This window comes from Variovorax raffinosi, from assembly GCF_051216615.1.
Taxonomy (GTDB): Bacteria; Pseudomonadota; Gammaproteobacteria; order Burkholderiales; family Burkholderiaceae_C; genus Variovorax.
Map to the genome: position 1 here is coordinate 54513 of NZ_JBPJZR010000020.1, position 19688 is coordinate 74200.

General features: G+C 61.2%; 14 protein-coding genes, 1 tRNA gene and 1 pseudogene. 7 read left to right on the plus strand and 9 right to left on the minus strand.

Annotation, left to right across the window (positions count from 1 at the left end; all coding sequences use genetic code 11):
* Nucleotides 1-249: 249 nt before the first annotated feature.
* Both ACSFB7_RS35530 and ACSFB7_RS35535 read right to left on the minus strand, forming a co-directional pair.
* Nucleotides 250-762 (minus strand): GNAT family N-acetyltransferase, encoded by a 513-nt coding sequence (locus ACSFB7_RS35530; protein WP_435477091.1) that lies wholly within the window; start codon nt 760-762, stop codon nt 250-252.
* A pseudogene (locus tag ACSFB7_RS35535) lies at nt 763-1320 on the minus strand (HD domain-containing protein); the annotation flags it as partial.
* Nucleotides 1321-1663: 343 nt separating this feature from the next.
* Between ACSFB7_RS35535 and ACSFB7_RS35540 the strand changes: the two are divergent.
* The 3 genes from ACSFB7_RS35540 (at nt 1664) to ACSFB7_RS35550 (ending at nt 6388) form a co-directional block, all read left to right on the plus strand.
* Nucleotides 1664-3064 carry a dicarboxylate/amino acid:cation symporter gene (locus ACSFB7_RS35540; RefSeq protein WP_435477032.1) on the plus strand — a complete coding sequence of 467 codons (1401 nt, stop codon included), beginning with the start codon at nt 1664-1666 and terminating at the stop codon, nt 3062-3064.
* Between the two features lie 86 nt (nt 3065-3150).
* Nucleotides 3151-4995, plus strand: a complete 1845-nt coding sequence (locus ACSFB7_RS35545) for a sensor histidine kinase (protein ID WP_435477033.1) — start codon at nt 3151-3153, stop codon at nt 4993-4995.
* 7 nt (nt 4996-5002) lie between these two features.
* Complete coding sequence (locus ACSFB7_RS35550; RefSeq protein ID WP_435477034.1) at nt 5003-6388, plus strand: sigma-54-dependent transcriptional regulator; 1386 nt, start codon at nt 5003-5005, stop codon at nt 6386-6388.
* 21 nt (nt 6389-6409) lie between these two features.
* Here ACSFB7_RS35550 and ACSFB7_RS35555 read toward each other — a convergent pair whose 3' ends face one another.
* Entirely contained in the window at nt 6410-6967 is a 558-nt protein-coding gene (locus ACSFB7_RS35555; RefSeq protein ID WP_435477035.1) for a helix-turn-helix domain-containing protein, read from the minus strand.
* 219 nt (nt 6968-7186) lie between these two features.
* On the opposite strand from ACSFB7_RS35555, the gene ACSFB7_RS35560 reads away from it, so the two are divergent.
* The 3 genes from ACSFB7_RS35560 to ACSFB7_RS35570 all read left to right on the plus strand — a co-directional run bounded on the left by ACSFB7_RS35560 (nt 7187) and on the right by ACSFB7_RS35570 (nt 9725).
* The gene (locus ACSFB7_RS35560) at nt 7187-7414 is read left to right on the plus strand and encodes a hypothetical protein (RefSeq protein WP_435477036.1); all 228 of its coding nucleotides are present in this window, start codon (nt 7187-7189) and stop codon (nt 7412-7414) included.
* Between the two features lie 261 nt (nt 7415-7675).
* A complete protein-coding gene (locus ACSFB7_RS35565; protein WP_435477037.1) occupies nt 7676-7948 on the plus strand; it encodes a hypothetical protein in 273 nt (90 codons plus the stop codon).
* 151 nt (nt 7949-8099) lie between these two features.
* Nucleotides 8100-9725, plus strand: a complete 1626-nt coding sequence (locus ACSFB7_RS35570; RefSeq protein WP_435477038.1) for a DNA cytosine methyltransferase — start codon at nt 8100-8102, stop codon at nt 9723-9725.
* A 638-nt stretch (nt 9726-10363) separates the two neighbouring features.
* On the opposite strand, the gene ACSFB7_RS35575 is transcribed toward ACSFB7_RS35570, so the two are convergent.
* The 4 genes from ACSFB7_RS35575 to ACSFB7_RS35590 are packed head-to-tail and all read right to left on the minus strand — an operon-like array spanning nt 10364 to nt 17556.
* Nucleotides 10364-12430, minus strand: coding sequence for an AIPR family protein (locus ACSFB7_RS35575; protein ID WP_435477039.1), 2067 nt, complete (start codon nt 12428-12430; stop codon nt 10364-10366).
* 2 nt (nt 12431-12432) lie between these two features.
* Nucleotides 12433-13380 (minus strand): PD-(D/E)XK motif protein, encoded by a 948-nt coding sequence (locus ACSFB7_RS35580; RefSeq protein ID WP_435477040.1) that lies wholly within the window; start codon nt 13378-13380, stop codon nt 12433-12435.
* Nucleotides 13358-16102, minus strand: a complete 2745-nt coding sequence (locus tag ACSFB7_RS35585) for a Z1 domain-containing protein (protein WP_435477041.1) — start codon at nt 16100-16102, stop codon at nt 13358-13360. The genes ACSFB7_RS35580 and ACSFB7_RS35585 overlap by 23 nt, the downstream gene beginning before the upstream one ends.
* Nucleotides 16099-17556: an ATP-binding protein gene (locus ACSFB7_RS35590; protein ID WP_435477042.1), complete on the minus strand. Its 1458-nt coding sequence runs from the start codon at nt 17554-17556 to the stop codon at nt 16099-16101. Before ACSFB7_RS35590 ends, ACSFB7_RS35585 begins: the two co-directional genes overlap by 4 nt.
* 124 nt (nt 17557-17680) lie before the next feature.
* Here ACSFB7_RS35590 and ACSFB7_RS35595 point away from each other — a divergent pair, with 124 nt between their 5' ends.
* Nucleotides 17681-18115, plus strand: a complete 435-nt coding sequence (locus ACSFB7_RS35595) for a very short patch repair endonuclease (protein WP_435477043.1) — start codon at nt 17681-17683, stop codon at nt 18113-18115.
* Between the two features lie 390 nt (nt 18116-18505).
* Here the strand turns inward: ACSFB7_RS35595 and ACSFB7_RS35600 are convergent.
* Both ACSFB7_RS35600 and ACSFB7_RS35605 read right to left on the minus strand, forming a co-directional pair.
* A tRNA-Thr gene (locus tag ACSFB7_RS35600) sits at nt 18506-18581 on the minus strand.
* Nucleotides 18582-18606: 25 nt separating this feature from the next.
* The gene (locus ACSFB7_RS35605; protein ID WP_435477044.1) at nt 18607-19620 is read right to left on the minus strand and encodes a class 1 fructose-bisphosphatase; all 1014 of its coding nucleotides are present in this window, start codon (nt 19618-19620) and stop codon (nt 18607-18609) included.
* Nucleotides 19621-19688 lie beyond the last annotated feature (68 nt).

Genomic DNA, 19688 nt, shown 5'->3' on the forward strand with positions numbered 1-19688 from the left:
AGAACGCGAGAAAAGAGCGAGATTGCGGCACCCATCTGTTCGCGCTTTGTGTATCAAAAATGTAAGATTCATGTGATTTAAACACATTGAAGCCTCATTTTTTACACAAACGAAACAACTGGGCGAATGCCCGGCGCAAGCGGCCGTTGTCACTGACCTGTCACGCGTGAATGGGAAAAGCCGGCCCCGGCATGGCCGCCCGCAAGGGCTCGGCCACCCGATCGCTGAAACCGTCATCGCTCTTCAGCGCTACTGCGTCGCGTCGAACGCGTCGTGATAGCGGACATCCCCCGTCGGCCACGCATCGCCAAAGCAGATCGCCTGGAAGTACGCCGCGGGCACCCCTGGCAGCACAAGCCCCGGCCGCGCGACGAACCCGAAGCGCCCGTAGTAGGCCGGGTCTCCCAGCACCACGCATCCCGCGGCGCCCGCCTGCCGCAGGCGCTCCAGCGCGGACTTCATCAGCGCCGCCCCGACGCCCTTGCCCTGATGCCCGGGCAGAACGGAGATCGGCCCCAGCCCATGCCAGCCGGCCGTGCCTGAAGAAATCGACACCGGCGACACCGCCACGTGCCCCACGATCTGTTCTTCTTCGCCCACTTGCGCCACCAGCGACACCGTGAGCTGCCCCGCCCGTCGCAGCGCATTGACGATGAACTGTTCCGTATGGCTCGTGTGCGCCGCATTCGCGAATGCAGCCGTGGTGAGTTGCTCGATGGCCGCCGCGTCGCCAGGCCGCTCGTCGCGAATCAGCAGCGGCACGATGCGCCGCCGCGTGTCATCGTCGACCAGCGCGCGCAGGGCGCTGAACAAGGGCGTGGTGCCCGTGTGCTTCCTGCCGTAGCCGAGGTTGAAGGCGTAGTCGAAATCCTCGGGGTTGGCGCCCTGGTTGTGCTGCAGGATGGTTTCGAGCTTGTCGAGCGCCTTCACTGCCTTGGCTTCGGGGGAGGCGGCGTTTTCATACTCGTCCCACAGCGCCAGCAGCTCGCCGCGCAGCTTGCCGTCGAGCGGCGCCATCAGCGTGAGCAGGTCCGCGCGCTCGCGCTCGCTCTTGTCCAGATGGGCGCCCTGGCTCACCGCCGGAATGTCGCCGTGAATGGCTTCGCCCAGGTCGTGCACCACGCACAGCTTGAGCACCTTCAGCACGTCGAGCCCGGCCAGTTCTTCTTCGAACGCCATCGCCATCAGGCACAGCCGCCAACTGTGCTCGGCGGTGCTCTCGGCGCGGCCGGAGGAGGTGTGGCTGCTGCGCAGCACGTCCTTGAGCTTTTCCGTCTCGCGCAGAAAGGCGAGCTTGCCCTTGAGTTTCTCGATATTCATCGCGAGGGATCGTAGGGAGAGGGTGCGTGGCTGTCCACGCATGAGATATGCGCGTGTGGGGCGCCTCGGCGCCGTGCATGAATGGCCTAGGGTTTGCCCTAGATCCAGGGTCCGGCGGGCCGGACGGGCCGGTTGAGCCGCAGCCGGATCGTCGGCAACGGCATGCCCCTCGACCTGGCCCGGATCCTCATGAAATCAACGACTTGGCGCGTTTTTTCCACCTCCGGGCGCGTGGCATATCGATTGCTCAGTGACTGGGTCGCCCCATCGCTCGATGCGGGCGTCGGCATGCAGGCAAACAGCCGATGCCTGCAGCCGCCCCCTCACGCCGACCGGCAGGTACATGCCGCCAGCGTCTGAAATTCTTCAGGAGACATTCGTGGACCACACACCCGTACGCCAACCCTTCTACAAATCCCTGTACCTGCAGGTCATCACGGCCATCGTGCTCGGGGTGCTGCTGGGGCATTTCTATCCCGACACCGGCGCTTCGATGAAGCCGCTGGGCGACGGCTTCATCAAGCTGATCAAGATGATCATCGCCCCGATCATCTTCTGCACGGTGGTGGTAGGCATCGCCGGCATGGAAGACATGAAGAAGGTCGGCAAGACCGGCGGCCTGGCGCTGCTGTACTTCGAGATCGTGAGCAGCATCGCGCTGGTCGTGGGCCTCGTCATCATCAACATCGTGCGCCCCGGCGTGGGCATGAACGTCGACGTGAGCCAGCTCGACACCAAGGGCATCGCCGCCTACACCGGCCCGGGCAAGATGCAGAGCACGACCGACTTCGTGCTCAACATCATCCCCAACACGCTGGTCGACGCGTTTGCCAAGGGCGAGATCCTGCAGGTGCTGCTGATCGCCGTGATGTTCGGCTTTGCGCTGCACCGCTTCGGCGGCCGCGGCACGCTGGTGTTCGACGTGATCGAGAAGGGCTCGCACGTGCTGTTCGTGATAGTGGGCTACATCATGAAGGTCGCCCCCATCGGTGCCTTCGGCGCCATGGCCTTCACCATCGGCAAGTACGGCGTGAGCTCGCTGCTGCAACTGGGCCAGCTCATGGCCACCTTCTACGCCACCTGCCTGCTGTTCATCTTCGTGGTGCTGGGGGGCATTGCCAGGGCGCACGGCTTCAGCATCTGGAAGTTCATCAAGTACATCAAGGAAGAGCTGCTGATCGTGCTGGGCACCTCGTCCAGCGAATCGGTGCTGCCGCGCATGATGGCCAAGCTGGAGAACCTGGGCGCGAAGAAGTCGGTGGTCGGGCTGGTGGTGCCCACGGGCTACTCGTTCAACCTCGACGGCACCTCCATCTACCTGACGATGGCGGCGGTGTTCATCGCCCAGGCGACCAACACCGACATGACCCTCACCCAACAGCTCACGCTGCTGGCCGTGCTGCTGCTCACCTCGAAGGGCGCGGCGGGCGTCACGGGCAGCGGCTTCATCGTGCTGGCGGCCACCCTGTCGGCGGTGGGCCATGTGCCGGTGGCGGGGCTGGCGCTCATCCTGGGCATCGACCGCTTCATGTCCGAAGCCCGTGCATTGACCAACCTGATCGGCAACGGCGTGGCCACCCTCGTGGTCGCCAAGTGGACCGGTGACCTGGACACCGTGCGCATGCACCAGCACCTGAACCAGGAAAGCACGCTGGAAGCCAACGAGCCCGAGCGTGTGCTCGACGCCACCGACGCGCACATGCCCGCCGGCCCGGCAGCCGCGGCTGCTTCCCGCCAGGCCTGAGCCGGGGCTTGCGTGCCCGGCCCCGCGAAAGGGGCCATCGGGCTGCCACCGATGCGGGCGGCCCGACCTTGTGCAATAACGCTCCCATGATTTCAAGGGAGCCGGTCCGGCGTTTCGACATGCCTTCCGACAGCACAAAGGGATGGCGCGGCCTGCCGCGCTGGTGCGGCGCACTGGCCCTGGTGGCCGTGGCCGCCTTTGCCGGCCACCAGCTCGCCATGCAGGCCGGCCTGGCGCGCCTGCGCGAGGCGGCCGACCACCGGCTCGACATGCTCGCGACCGGGCTCGATGCTGATCTGGCCCGCTTCGACTACCTCCCCGCGCTGCTCGAAATGACGCCCATCGTGCCGGCGCTGCTCGGCACGCCCTCCGACCTGCATCTGCGCGATGCCGTCAATCGCTACCTCGACGGCGTCAACGCCACGGCGGGCGCCGAGATGCTCTATGTGATGAACGGCGCCGGCACCTCGCTGGCCGCATCAGACTGGGACAAGCCCGGCACCACGCTGGGCCAGGACCTGTCGTTCCGCCCCTACGTGATCGACGCGCTGGCACAGGGCAGGGGCCGCTTCTACGGCGTAGGCGTCACCAGCAACCGGCCGGGCTACTACCTGTCGTATGCGCTGCGGCGTGGCCAGCCCTCGCGCGGCGTGGTGGCCGTGAAGATCAACCTCTCCGAGGCCGAGCACGCCTGGCGCAAGCTGCCGGGCGACGTGGTGCTGATCGACCAGCGCGGCGTGGTGATCCTGTCCACGCGCGACGACCTCAAGTTCAGGCCGCTGCTTCCGCTCGACGCACTGCAGCGCGCCGAAGTGCTGCGCTCGCGCCCCTACGGCGACGCCAAGCTGCAGCCGCTGCAGTGGACGCAGAAAGAGGCGCTCGATCGCGACGTGCAGGTGATCTCGCTCGACGGCACGGACCAGCTCGCCACCGCCCGGACCCTGCGCGGCGCCCCGTGGCAACTCGTGGTGCTCGACGACCTGGCGCCGGTGCGCGTGGCCGCGCGCAACGCGGCCATCACCGCCAGCCTTGCGATGGCCGTGCTGCTGCTGCTCGCAGTTGCCCTGTGGCAGCGCCGCCGCGCGGTGCGCCAGAGGCTCGCCAACCAGGCCGCGCTACAGGCAGCGCACGACACCCTCGAATCGACCGTGGTGGCTCGCACCGCGCAACTGCGTGCCGCGCAGGGCGAGCTGGTGCATGCGGGCAAGATGGCTGCGCTCGGCCAGATGTCGGCTGGCGTGGTGCACGAACTCAACCAGCCCCTCACGGCCATGCGCACACTGTCGGAGAGCGCCGGCATCCTGCTCGACAGAAACCGCCTGGACGATGTGCGCGGCAACCTCGAACGCATCCGCCGCATGGTCGACCGCCTCGCGCGCCTGACCACGCAGCTCAAGACCTTCGCGCACAAGAGCGAACTGCCGCTGGAGCCGCTGCTGCTGTCCCAGGCCATCGCCGATGCGCAAGTGATCGTGGCCGAAGCCTCGAAAAAGCAGCGCATCGGCTTCGAGATCGACGTGCAGCCCGCCGCGCTCGGCGTCATGGCCGAAGAGGCCGCGCTGGGCAGCGTGCTCGTCAACCTCATGCGCAACGCCATCGACGCCATGCAAGACGCCCCATTGCGCACCCTGCGCCTGGAGGCACGGCAGAAAGACGGCCGCGTGATCCTGAGCGTGAGCGACACCGGCCCCGGCATCCACCCCGACGTGCTGCCGCGCCTGTTCGAGCCCTTCGTGACCGGCAAGCCCGCCGGGGCAGGGCTGGGCCTGGGGCTCGTCATCTCGGCACAATTGGTGCGGGCCATGGATGGCACACTGCGCGCGGCCAACCTCAAAGAAGGCGGCGCGTGTTTCGTGATCGACCTGCCCGCCGCCGTTGCCGAGACCCGCAACGCACCCGTTCCCTTTCTTTCCATTGCCCAACAGGAGTGACCCCCCAGTGAGCGAAGCCCCAGCCATCCGGGTGTTGCTCGTCGAAGACGACGAAGACGTCCGCATCAGCACGACCCAGCTGCTGACCCTGGCCGGTTTCGAGGTCGAATCCTTCGCGAGCGTCGAGCGCGCGCGCCCGCACATCGGCTTCGGTGTGCCCGCCATCGTGATCTGCGACGTGCGCCTGCCCGGCATCAGCGGCACCGAGTGGCTGCCCGAGCTGCGCGACACCGATGCCGAGCTGCCCGTGATCCTCGTCACCGGCCACGGCCACATCGCGATGGCCGTGCAGGCCATGCGCGAGGGCGCCTACGACTTCATCGAAAAACCCTTCAGCGCCGAACGGCTGGTGGCCATCGTGCGCCACGCCATCGAACGCCGGCAGCTCACGCTGCAGGTGCGCGCACTGCGCGACGCGCTGGAGAACTGGCAGGGCATCCAGTCGGTGCTGATCGGTCGCTCGGCCCAAATGCAGCAGGTGCGCCAGACCGTCAAGACCCTGGCCGAGACCTCGGCCGATGTGCTCGTCTACGGCGAGACCGGCACCGGCAAGGAACTGGTCGCGCGCTGCCTGCACGACCATAGCGCACGCCGCCGCCAGCACTTCGTGCCGCTCAATTGCGGCGGCCTGCCCGAAGCCCTGGCCGAGAGCGAACTGTTCGGCCACGAGGCCGGCGCTTTTACCGGCGCCAACCGCGTGCGCATCGGCAAGTTTGAATACGCCAGCGGCGGCACCCTGTTCCTCGACGAAGTCGAGAGCATGCCCATGGCCGTGCAGATCAAGCTGCTGCGCGCGCTGCAAGAACGCAGCATCGAGCGCATCGGCGCCAACAAGACCATTCCCTTCGACTGCCGCGTGGTCGCCGCGAGCAAAGAAGACCTGAAGGCCATGAGCGACCAGCAGAAGTTCAGGGCCGACCTGTACTACCGCCTGGGCGTCGCTTTCATCGAGCTGCCGCCGCTGCGCGAGCGGCGCGAAGACATCCCGCTGCTGTTCGAGCACTTCACCCTGCTGGCCGCCACCCGCTACGAGCGCGCCGCTCCGCTGCTGACCAGCGCGCAACTGGCCGACCTGATGGCCTACGCCTGGCCCGGCAACGTGCGCGAACTGCGCAACGTGGCCGACCGCTTCGTGCTGGGCCTGCTCGGTGAACGCCTGACACAGACGCGTGGCGTGGGCAGTAGCAGCAGTGCTGCTGCCGAAGGCGTGCCCGCCTTGCCGAACGGGCTGCCGCAGCAGGTCGCGTCTTTCGAGCGGGCGGTGATCGTTGAAGCGCTGCGCAAGCATCGGGGCGACCAGCCGGCGACAGCCACCGCGCTGGCGATCGCGCGGCAGACCTTGCATGACAAGCTGCGCAAGCTTGGGATTGCGGCGGACGAGTTCAAGTCCTGACGGGGCCTCCGCAGGCCTGCGTCAGCAGAGCGTTTCGACCAACCGCGCGGACGTGCCATCGGACAGCGTGAGCCGCGTCCACCGGCACAGGCTCTGCGCGATGGGCAGAAGCTGCGAATCGTTGGTGCCCGTGACGAACTCCAGAGAGGGCGGCGCGAGCGCATCGCGCCAGCCAATGTTTTCGAGCATCGCTTCCTTGCCCGCGATCTCCGGTGTGGCATAGCGCCAGAGCGAGCGGCCCAGAAGCGTGGAGAGCGGCGCGCCGAACTCGGCGGCCCTGCGCGCGGAGCAGGCCAGCAAGCGATGCGTGATGTCGCACACCAGATGCACCGGCCGCGGGCTCTCGTTGACCAGCCTTGCGAGCGCATGGTCGGCGGCTGCATCGAGCCGGGCCGACAACAGCGCCTCTGCGCGTGCGCGCTCGGCGGGCTCCATCGCCTGCGTGCCGGACTCCCAGCGCGAGATGGTCGATTGGTTGACGTTGAAGAGTTCGGCGGCGTGCGATTGCTTCACGCGGTGGAGCAGGCGCCAGCGCTTGAGGGCTGGGCCCAAGGCGGGGGTGATGAGGACGTCTTGCATATCAATGCGTAGTGGGCCAGTACCGTGCGACTGCGATCGATGGCGGGCTTTCGTCTAGAGTGTGTGATGTTCGCCGCGCAGGTGCTGGATATCAAGAGGGGCGGACAGTAGATGCCGCGCGCTTGACCGTGAAAATGCCAGCGGGGTGAAGCTGGCTGCTGATCCATGACGGAGCGAACCTCGATTCGACCCCTGGTGAAGCTTTGATGGAGTTGCGCGATGTTGCAGAAAAAACCGATGAGTGACGTTGAGTTGACTGCCTTCGAAGCGGGCCAGGACTTCGAGGCGTTGCTTGGCCAGTCGGCACGCGAGATGAGGGCTGGCAATGCGCGCAGCGTCTCCAGTCCCGTTGTTGTCGTGCGCAAAAAAACAAAGTCATCGCAACCCGATAAACGCGTCGAAGACGTTGACCACCATCACAGAAAAGATGGCTACGGAGTCGACTGAAAAGAACTGCGTCAAAGTCGATGCGAACCACAATTTGTTTGCTGCGCGGGGCTTCCGTCGGCGCGTTTCTCTTCTTACATTCAAGGCACTTCTGAAGGAGCCTAAATCTCTTGCTGAACGACCGCCGAGCCTCACGGCGGGACATCGAATGCACGCCGCAACGATGTCGATGTGAGGCAAAAAAGGCGACGGCCAAGGTGCGCTAACACCATGGCCGTCTGACCACCCAACGTGCAACAACTTGACAGGAGAGCACATCGAATGGCTAATCGAATTATCACCGGGCAAAACACGCCCACTTCCCCCGACGCAACCCAGGGGCCAGACGCGTCGGACACTCTTGAGAACAAGTTGACCCAACTGCGGTCCTTGCTGAACTGCTGCTACGGGGATGAACAGGAATTGTTTGAGGCGATTGGGGCGAGGCATCGGGGCAACATCATGTGGATCGCGGCTGACCTTCTGGCAGAGGCGATCGAACTCTCACAGACACTGCTGAAAAGACTCAGGGCACTGGACGGGCTGGAGACTTGAGTTCGACTCGAGATTGAGCCGTGATGCGGAAGGTGGCCGAGGCCGCCTGACCGCTCGAATCCCCGACAGCAGCGCCGGCGCCTCTGCTCTCTAGAATGCGGCGTCCGGCCCGCAGCATGCAGATCCGCGCCGATCCCTTCCAGAAATTCGAATGCCGATTCCCATCATTGATCTTTTTGCGGGCCCAGGAGGCTTGGGCGAGGGCTTTTCAGCTCTCAAGGACCACAAGCAGCAACCTGTCTTCGAAATTGGCCTCTCCATCGAGAAGGACGCCATTGCACACCAGACGCTCACGCTGCGTGCGGTGTTTCGGAAGCTTCGGGGTACGAAGGATGTGAGGCACTACTACAGCTACATCCGGGGCGAGATCGACGAGGCCACGTTCCGACGGCAGCCTGTTGTTGCCGAGGCCTTCGTTCACGCGGAGCGAGAAGCCCGCTGCCTGGAGTTGGGGAAGTCCGACGAGACCGGCATCGACGACGAAATTCGAGCGGCCCTCAATGGCCGTGATACATGGATATTGATCGGCGGGCCGCCGTGCCAAGCGTACTCACTCGCGGGGCGGTCGCGACGAGCGCATGACAAGAGCTTCCAGAAGGACGAGAAGCATTTTCTGTACAAGGAATATCTTCGGATCATTCAGGTTCATCGGCCGACCATTTTCGTGATGGAGAACGTGAAGGGGCTGCTTTCTTCGCAGCACTCCGGCAGTTCGATGTTCGAGAGGATCATTGAAGACCTGTCCAAGCCCGCTGATGGGGTGGAGTACGAGATTCGATCCTTCATCAAGAAGGGTGACAGCAACTCGCTGGAACCGTCGGACTTCATCATCCAAGCCGAGCACTACGGCATCCCACAGAGCAGGCATCGGGTGATCCTGCTTGGCGTAAGAAAGGATGTGGGAGCCTCGCGGCATGAGCTCTTGTCAAAGGTCACGAAACCTGTGACCGTAAAGCACGCAATCGATGACTTGCCGCGACTGCGAAGCCGGTTGTCGAAGGCCGATTCATTGGAGGCCTGGAGAAGTGCGGTACAGGTGGCTCCCTCATTCATGGAGGGATGGGAGGTGGAATACGAGTCGGATCTGACCGAGTTGATGCGTGTATCTGCTACCGCAGCGCGGAGTTTTAACATCGGTGAAGCCTTTGTTCAGAAGAGCTACAAAAAGCCGAAGCAACCGAGTGAACTTCAGCTCTGGCTGCACGATGAAAAACTGGACGGGGTTTGCCAGCACGAAGCGCGGTCACACATGGCATCCGATCTGGCCAGGTATCTCTTTGCCGCCAGCTTCGCTCAGTCGCAGGGCTATTCCCCGCGATTGGATTGCTTTCCGCCCAAGCTGCTGCCCAACCACAAGAACGCGGCGAGCAACAGCACAACCGGGGTCATTCCTTTCAAAGATCGATTCCGCGTGCAATGTGCGGGTGGGCCATCCACAACCGTGGTCGCGCACATCGCGAAGGATGGGCATTACTACATTCACTATGACCCTACTCAGTGTCGAAGTCTGACAGTGAGAGAGGCGGCCCGGCTTCAGACTTTTCCAGACAACTACTTCTTCGCGGGAAACCGGACCGAACAGTACACCCAAGTCGGAAATGCAGTGCCGCCGCTTCTGGCTCACAAGTTGGCCAAGATCGTTCGTGGCCTGCTCGCGAGGCTCAATCGCGAGACCAACCGACGCACTGGCTCGAGATTGGGCAAGACGCAGGAGCACTCCGAAAACGCGAGCTCCCCCAGATTCCAAGCCTCGCTGGATCTGGTGCAGGCGGAATAGTTATTCGACGACCCGCTCGGCTCCTGCCCCTTCAGCCACGGTCCGACAATGCGGAGAAAGTCGGCAAGGGAGCGCTTCAGCGCGGATTCCCAGACAACGGCCGCGCGCCGATCTTGCTCCCGGAGTAAGGATATTGGTGCATTCCGGCTGATGTTTCCCTCAAACTTCAAGCGCCGGAACTCGCTGCTCGCATTTGGCGATGCGCTGAACCTGCAGGTTGTACGGCGATGTCAAAAGCATCCGTGCACAAATGGGCTGCCCGATGCTTTAGCAAGAGCAAATTCGGGAGATCCTGGGAGTCCGCGTGCGTGCTCCTGCAACAAAATCCGGCGGCAAGCGTCGGAAGATCTAGCATTCGTCCATGCGAAACAGGTAGATGAGTTGGACGCGCTCTTACGCACTCAGGACGTGATCTTGCGCCAGTAAGCAGTCATGTTGGAGGCCGCCAAAACGTACCATGCCGAGGCGACTGCAGACCGCTACGACGCGCTGCGATACATCTCTAAGTTGAGGGGGCGTATTACGACGATCGAGGCCGCTTACCAGCGGCAGAGTGCTCGCAGCGCTGCCCTGGATGAGTTTCGCAGGATAGCCCTCGAAGAGATGGACGGCCAAGTGGAAACAGAAACCTCTCACTCCTATTGCCATGTACCTTCGGACCTGAGGCGCAGCAGCAACTTCATCAACTCCTTGGCTTGGCGATCGGTCGGAAGCCATTTGGGATTTGATGCGACACGCAGGAGCCCATCTTCACTCGGCGTTGTGGCCTTTGTCGCGACGGTGTGCAGCCGTAGCTTCGTCCAGTTGTCGGCTCCAAACGCAATCACCTCCTGCAGTGCATCCAGGCCAGCATCGATTTTGGCCTCGGACTTGGCCGAACGTCGCGCCGAAACCGCTTCCTCCGGGGCGACTAGCTCGGCTTCGAACTCTGCGATGAAAGACACGTTCGTTGACTTCATCCGTTGCCATGCAAGTTCCTTCTTGCACCATTCCGTCACGTTCTGTATTCCAGCCTCAGGTCGAATGATCACCCCATACGCCGCCTTCGCGATCAAGCGAAGCTGTTCTGCAAGTGCCGTCGAAATTTCCTGCGCTTTCCATGTCTTCTGGAAGTTGAACTTCGAGGCGTCAGCACGACTCTCGACCATGTGAGCGAGCTTGGCCAACGCGAAGGTGACGATGTTTGCCCGATAGCCGCCATCGTACCAATCCTCCTTCGGTACGATCCTCTCGAGGGTCCGGAACATCAGTGCCTTGACGACGAGCTGTCTGAAATACTCGTCGTGGAAGAGTTCGGGATCTCGTTCCCATTCGGCCGTGATGTGTTCGGCGAAGCGGATGAAGTTCTTCTGCGCGCCGCGACTGACCTCATGGGGAAGTTGGCGCCAAGAGTTCTCGAATTTCGCCAGATCTGTCTTCGTGATGATCTGCTCGCGCGGAGATTCGATCTCGAACCGTTTCCGTTCTCCGACGGAAAGCCGTCCCAGTTCAACTGCATACTGACCACGCGCCCGCTCATAGAACCAGAAGCTCTCGACCTGGGTGCCCTTTTTTGCGGGAGCCCTCAGTCGACGTGAGATTTTCTCGATCCGTCGATGAAATTCGTGATTTGCGAAGAAGTCTGCGTCCGATACCTTGTTCTGGGAGTTCGAGAAACGTGAGATTAGCGGAATGAAAGTGCCGGCGCGTTCGTCATCCACAACGGACAGCTTCATCTGAACCAGCACGTCGGATAGATCAAGATCACCTTTACGCCTGGCGTAGGACATGGACGCCGTCGTCTGCCCCCCGTTGACGATCTGAAAATCCGCGGCCGAGACGATGTGCTGACCGTGTGCCGCTTCGCTGATCAAGACGCTGGATGCTGTCGCTGCGATGCCATTGTTGTAGGCGAAGAACATGTCGGGCTCTCGCTGCAGCGTCTGTTGAATGCCCTTGTTAACTTTGCCTGTGGTGCTCAGGAACGCTCGCACGTTGCCTTCCAAGAGCCGGCTTCCATGCTTGTCGTAGATGTCGGCAAGTGCGGCGCCTGGTATGACGCATAGATACCCTTCGTACGAACCGGAGCTCATGCTTGCAGGAAGGCATGGCAGTCCGCCCAAGGGCAGGCTACTGAAATCGATGACTAGTTCGTCTCTGCCCGAACGGGACAGGTGGGCTCTGTGAAAGCGCGAGAGGTCCCAGATGTGGAATTCGACGGGGCAACCTCCTATAACTCCCTCCGGCCAGTCCTTGATCGTGGTGCTGAGTGGGCGGTCGCTGGCAAGGTATAGCCTGTAGCGCGACGTCTCTGTTGCCCGCGCACGGAGGTCTCGTGCAAGTCCGTGCTCCGGAGAGCTTTCTTCCGACATCTCGGCAACTGTGCCGGCGAGCGACTCCTCGACGAAAGCCTGCAACTCCGCGAAAAGCTTGCGAGCCTCAACCCCAGTGAGATTGCCCGGGAATTCCACCCCTGAGAAGTCCACGACCATCATGCGCGCTGACTGATCGGCTTCATCGAAGGCGTAGCCATCCACCGACAGCTTTCGGGATCCGGACTTCGAATGGCGGAAGAAGCACGGTGTGAAGTCGCTGAACTCCTCGGCTTCCTCCAGAAGCTCTCCGCAGAGTTCGACAAAGGCCGCGTAGCCAAGATTCTTGTCTGCGCTTGCACGCACAGTTGCGCGTGCAAGCAGCTCGCGGCGGAACTCTTCCGGTGAATCCATGGCTAAGCTTCCCAGGAAGTTTCGAAAGGTTCGAGGCTCTCGAGCAGCAATCGGTACTTTCCGGCCGATACCGCCTGAGGCAACTTGCTGCGCTGCAGTCTGGGGAATTCTGCAGTCACTGAAAACCAGCGCGTGCGAAGGAGACGAAATTCTTCCTGAGCGTACTCCGAGCGATCGGTGAAGCCTGCCTGACGCAGCAAGCCTTCGAAGGTGTCGGCGACTTCGGCATGATCGACGACTCGTTCTCGTACCATGGAAACAAGCGATGCAAGGCTGTATCCGCCCGTTCCTGCGGAGCAAGAAGCAAACTCGCAGACCGCCAGCGTCAGCGCATCGGAGGAGATGTCGAGCTGCTCGAGAGAGCTGATTCGTATCTCACTTGAGCCGTTGCGGATCGCCTTTACTTCCACGAATCCGCTGGGAAGCAGGAAGTCCTGCGGCGCGTCAAGTGGGCCGAGCCAACCCTGAATCGCCTGCTGGGATCCAAAGCGATGGATGGCTTTCGAAAGCACTGCCAGTTCTCCGAGCAGTCCCAACCTTGCTTCGGAGGACAGCAGGCCGTCTGGCCCGAGCGCCAGAAGTCTCTGCCATCGTGCCAGGAGTTGAAGAACGAAACCGCCTGCCTGCACTCCAGCTTTTGCCTTCATTCCTTGCTGCACGATCTCATCGCACATCGCCGCGAACATCGGCCGCAGGATGGGTTGCTTCAGGGATATTGAAGTGGCCCATTTTCCGTCTGCTCGCAGACCCACGCTGACATCCACTGCCGCGTAGGTGGGTACCGTGCCTGGGGTCTCTTCGGAAATGGCGAGTAGACCTACTCTTTCCTGCGAATCCAGTTGGGCAAACAGATCAAGAGGGTGATAGGGGGAAACTCGGCGATGGACAGGCAGGGGTAACGCACCCACCAATTCGGCCCACTGGCTCTCAATCATCGAGGTCTTCTCCATCGTCGTCGTCCTCGTCGATGGCGTGATCGCGCAACCAAGTGGTATTCACACGATAGGCCACCGTTTTCGTAAGCGTCTTGTCGTCAAACTGAGGAAAGCTCAGACCATACGCCACGAAAATGTCGTCTTCGGCCAAGCCTTGCCATACCTTTTCATCACCGGCGTGATGAGGAACGACCGCATAGATAAGAAGCAGGGGGCGCTCACGCCGGGCTCGAAGCATGTGATCGGCAACGTTCTTGCCTCTCGCCTTTGCTTCCGCGACCAGTTCATCCACAACGCTCTTCGGGATTCCCTCACGCTCCACGCCCCGCGAACCAACGCGGGCCTTTGCTCCTGAGATGAGCACAGTCTGATCACTGTCGGATGTGGTGACAACCCGCCGTACTGGATTCAGCTCGATCCCGCTGCCCAGAAATTTCCTTGTTTCCTGCTCACCCTGCGGAAAGACTACGTCCCAGAACTGAAGCGACTCTTCGGCAGTCTCGGCAATGAACTTGCCCAGTCCGAAGTCGGCCTTCTCGTCGTCGGCGACGTAGAGCTTGAAGTTATGTGGATGAACTTCGAATGAGTCAATGAACTTTGCAATCACCCCCTTGGGGACGTTCCGAGCGATTGGATTGCCCCACTCGGACTTGATGACTGGAATTTCATGATCAGCCAGCGACCTGATCAGGGTCTGCGTGGTACGCCCGTTCGCCCCATTCGATCTTGCACGGAGCTTGGTGGTCTCTGCACCTTCCGCACTCCAGGAGATCTGCTTGATCACCGTCTGCGATTTGCGCATCTTGTTGCGGGCCGTGACGATCAGGGTATCCGGATGCGAGCGAACCTTGAGTCCGAAATCCTTCGGTGTCAGATCGAGGCGGCGCATTCGGCGGACCTCATCCCTCAGTTCCTCGGTAGCTGACGCTACATGCGAGTACCACTGTTGCGCATCGGCAGTGATCCACAGTCGGCAGAGGTCGTCGTACCCCTTGCGATAACCGAACCATCGACCCATCTGAAGCAGTGTGTCGTAGGCTTGTGGATTCCTGTGAAAGTAACTGACGCACAGGCCCTCGAGCGTCAGGCCGCGAGAAAGACTGTTGCCGCCGACTGCAATGACGCGCAAGCCAGTATCCTCATGCTTGGCATAGTCAAGGCTGGCCGCGCCGGACTTCTGGTTGACCGACCTGACGACGATGGGGGCAGTGGCTTCGAAAAGCGCCGTGCGCACCTGCTCCCATGTGTAGCCACAATCCGTGTACTCGACGGCGAAGAGTTCGCACAGATCCTTCAGCACCGAACTCTGTTTCCAGGCATCGTCATTGAGCCTGCTGAAGTTGCGGATGTGCTGCTTCGCATGCTCCGTCACCGCATCGACCATGTCCCGAACGCCATCTTGGACGGTGGTGAACCGACTGACGTTGATGAGCATCGATCGGTGCGACGTCATGTCACCGCGCAGATCTCGGACGGCGTTCGCGATGAGGAACTGCAGCACCGCCGTGTGGAGACTGTCCGGCAACCGGTCGAGCGGCAGACTGTTCTTGTGCTTCAGCGGAAATACTTCCTCTGCATCCTCGAGATTCTTGATGAGTCCAGAATCAACGTCTTCGCCGAAGATGCGACTCGCCCCGACATAATTCGTTGGTGCATCGAGGGCGTAGATGAAATCCCTCGGAAACAGCTCTTCCTTGTGGAAGTCATCATCCGAGGTGTCCGGATCGATGAAGACGTTGGCGAATGGCGTGGCCGTGAAACCGACGTATGTACTGCGCGTGAAGATGTTGAGAAGGCCCCGGATGCTCCGATTGATCGCGGTGGGATCCTTGTCTTCATCGTTGGTGTTGACCGAAGCATTGTCGGCCTCGTCGTCGATGAGCAGCAGGCTCTCCCTGATCCTGCCGCTGGTGTCGGCGTTGTAAGCCTGCAGCCATGTGGCAAGGTTCTCGATGATGCTCTTGTGCTTCTTCACAACGAAGAGCACAGGCTCTTTTACGGCGCTCAGTGTCAGCTGGCGTGAGTTGAGGACATCCTTGTTGAAATCCCGTGTTCTTGATGTGAAAACAGCGGCGAATCGCTTCTGGTTGTCCAGCCCAGCTCCCACGGCGCGGGACTTCCAGCCGTCCTTGCCTTTGGTCGGCAGGAACTCCGAACTGTCCAGCCCCGCAAATCCTTCATCCAGACGTTTCTGTGTCTGACGCCTGAGGCTTTCCAGGCTACCTGCAAGCAAGACGATGACTTGGTAGCCGGCGTCTGCTGCCTTGCAACAGAGGGCGGTGTAGGTAGCGGTCTTGCCTGACTGCACGTCTCCGATCACCAGTCCTCGGCGCTTCCACTGATCTTCCGGTGCTGCGGGGTTGCCGCACAGATCGAGGATCGCGTCGGTGACCTTGTCGAAATTGCGGAGGACCGGAGATGGCCACTCCTTCTGAAGGTGATTGCTGAAACGGGTCCAGTAGAAAGGATCGATGGTTGCGCGCCGGGAATCAAGCCATGGCTTCAGATCTTCGGCCTTCAGTCCCGCTCCGATGTCCATGCTGACGCGTAACCGCGCCAGCAATTCCCTGAGGACGTCGTCCTGCTCGTCAACCGTGGTGCCCTGCCCAATGGACTGCAGAAACGGAGCAAGTTGTGTCATCCTTTCCTTCAGTTGGGGTTCCGTCGGTACAACATCGTCTTGAAACGATTTGACAACGTAGTCCGCCAGCATCTGGGCATTGCGCGAAAGTTTCATCTGAGCTTTTCCTTGATCTTCGTCGTCATTTCGGGATGCTTGTTGAACGGTTCCAGCAAGTGAAGACGTTCAAGCATTGCGTTTCTTGCTTCTGGAGAACTGGCCAGAACGGCGAGCAGATGCCCGGCGATTTCCAGCAGACGATCTTCGACTTCGTCGGCCTTTTCCAGAGGCGCGGTGCGTCGGTCCGAAGCCATGTCCGCGTAAACGGCGTCGAAGGGGAATGATTCTTCGATCATCTGTACGAAGCGTTCGAGCAGGGGAGCTGCATGCTCCGGCACTTCCCTTCGAAGGGCACCGAAAAGGTCATGTTGACGATTGACTTCGTACCGAACGTTCCGGTCGCGCAGCTCAAGCCTTTTCCAGGCAGGAACAAGATCAGCATCCCATCCGCGGTTGCCTCTGAAGGTGTAGACGCGCCGACTGCGGTCCGCAATGCGCTCGACGATCCTGGAGAGTCCCTGCCGCACTTTTTCGGGAGGATGAGCCGCGGATTTCTTGACATCGAGCGACCATAGATGGTCAAGAGAATTAGGGATGTCGACCATCACCCGCGCAAGCTTGGTCATCTCTTCCTGCTTCGCGAGTCTGAACCAGGTCCCCCATGTGATGAGACGTCGATTTCTGTAGACGTAGAAGCCTTGGTTTCGCCTCAGTCCCTCCTCACCCCCGGCGAGTGCAATCTCTTGAGCGCTCAACTTTGAGACGTGAGGCAGGATGTGTGCTTCGACACGTACCGCATCGTGTTCCACTTGAAGCGTCTCGGGCGGCAGAGCCTGTCTGCCTTTCGCGTTCATGAGAAACGGATCGAGAGCCCGCACTGGGAGGCCATTGATCGTGATCTTGAGCGCGGGGGATGTGCCTTGAAGGAACCTATGAAACACGAGGGCGAGATGGTCCCTCGCTCGATCCATCAAGCCCATCAGTGCGTTCTCTGAATTCGACTCGCCTGCCAAGGCCCTGTCCAGGTTTCGCCAGACTACTAATGTTCCAGCTTTCTGTTTCCGAAGGGGCGTGACGTGCGGTACAGCGTCGATGTCCTGAGAGTCCAGTTCAAGGAGCATCCAGTCCGCACAGTCGTCAAGGTCCCATGCGGCACCCGTGATCTGACCATGGGAAAGGGACACAACCGTCATGCGACGACATTGGGAGAGGCTGGCTGTCTTCAGACCCAAGCCGAACCTTCCCAGATCGTCGCTGTGACGTTCTTGCTGAGGATTGCGACTGCCGTGCCTCATCGCGGCGAACACCTGTTCGGCATCCATTCCAGTGCCGTTGTCACTGACGGCGACATACGCCGAGGAGGCCGCAGAGAACATCACGTCGACTTTCGTGGCTGCGGCCGCGATGCTGTTGTCGATGATGTCCGCCAGTGCGGTTTCGAATGAGTAGCCCATGGCCCGCATGGCTTCGAGCAGCGTCGGCGCCAGCGGAGGTGTGTACCGCTTCTTCAAAAAGACTCCTCCGATTTTTCTTGCCGTAACGTAACACAATGGTTACCAGCATTCCGAGATTCACTTACTTCTGGTGCCGAAATCGGGTGCGTCGACAAGGGAGGCAGTCTGCGATTATCTGCGCATGCGAGTTTCCCCAACTCCACAACGCAGTCGGATGATGGCAAGCATTCGCGGAAAGAACACGCGCCCGGAACTCTTGCTCCGTTCTGCAATGTTTGCCGCCGGATTCCGATACAGACTGCATGTGCGCGGTCTGCCCGGATCCCCCGATTTGGTGTTCCCGAAATACCGAGCAGTGCTTTTCGTTCATGGCTGCTTCTGGCATCGACATGACAACTGCCGGTACACCACGTCCCCGAAATCGAACGAGGATTTCTGGCGTGTGAAATTTGAAGGGAACGTCAGCCGGGACGCACGCAATGTCGCTCAGTTGATGGAGCAGGGCTGGCGCGTCGCCACCGTTTGGGAGTGTGCACTGAAGCGGTCGGTCGAGGACGTCACCCTCACGGCAGGAGAATGGCTACGAGGGAACGGTGCGACTCTGATTGTCGAGTGATTCCGCCTGAACCAGATCAAACTGAGCCTGATGCTCGCTTGGGATCGTCCTGTCGGGTGGATCCAGCTTCGCCCCAGGAGCAGACTTCGCTTTCCGTCTGTTTCCGCGGTTCAAGCCGGCAAGCGGTCACGTACGATCTTTACCAGCTTTTTTGCGAGGAGCGGAGGGGTTGCGTTGTCGACCTGGGTTTACTGTTCGGTCCGATTCCCGGCGAACAAGTAGTTGTTCGGCAAGGGCTGCTGCTTGGCAGTAGTGACCATCCTTGTCGATGTGCGAGACGATCGTGGTGGCCGAGTCGGTCGCGCGCTGCACTCGTTCTTGCCTTGAAATTACCTCTGCCAAAGAAAAAGCCCCGTTGCTATCGGCTTGATAGCAACGGGGCTTTTGATTTGGTGCCGGAGAGATGAATCGAACACCCGACCTTCTCATTACGAATGAGCTGCTCTACCGACTGAGCTACACCGGCGAAGCCTCAGATTATAGCCACGTCTTCAGGCCTTTTCGGCGTGGTACTGGGTCAAACGCTCAACTTCGTTACGTGAACCCAACATCACGCTCACGCGCTCGTGCAGCTTGGTGGGTTTCAGGTCCAGGATGCGTTGCTTGCCGTTGGTGGCCGCGCCGCCAGCCTGCTCGACCAGCCAGCTCATCGGGTTGGCCTCGTACATCAGGCGCAGCTTGCCGGCCTTTTCGGGCTCGCGCTTGTCCCACGGGTACATGAACACGCCGCCGCGCATCAGGATGCGGTGCACGTCGGCCACCATGCTGGCAATCCAGCGCATGTTGAAGTCCTTGCCGCGCGGGCCTTCCTTGCCGGCCAGGCATTCGTCGATGTAGCGCTTCATGGGCTCGTCCCAGTGGCGCATGTTGCTCATGTTGATCGCAAATTCTTTCGTATCCGCCGGAATCTGGATGTCTTCCTGCGTGAGCACAAAGCTGCCTTGCTCGCGGTCGAGCGTGAACATGGCCACGCCGTTGCCCACGGTCAGCACCAGGGTGGTCTGCGGGCCGTAGATGCAATAGCCGGCGGCCACCTGTTGCGTGCCGGGCTGCAGAAAGTCGCCTTCCTGCACGCCGGGGTGTTCGTCGGGCTTCTTCAGCACGCTGAAGATGGTGCCGATGCTCACGTTCACGTCGATGTTGCTGCTGCCGTCGAGCGGGTCGAACATGAGCAGGTATTCGCCCTGCGGGTAGCGGTTGGGCACCACGTAGATACTGTCCATTTCCTCGCTGGCCATGGCCGCGAGGTGGCCGCCCCATTCGTTGGCCTCAATGAGCACTTCGTTGGCGATGATGTCCAGCTTCTTCTGGATCTCGCCCTGCACGTTCTCGCTCTCGGCCGTGCCGAGCACGCCGCCCAGCGCGCCCTTGTTGACGGCCTGGCTGATGCTCTTGCAGGCGCGGGCCACCACTTCGAGCAGCAGGCGCAACTGGCCGGGAATGAGGCCGTCGGCGCGCTGTTGTTCGACGAGGTAGCGGGTGAGGGAAATCTTTTGCTGTGCCATAGGTTTCTGTTTCCTGGATGGGGTTCGGTTCGTTGGGTTCGACGTGTCGTGGTGCCGTGCCGTAGAGA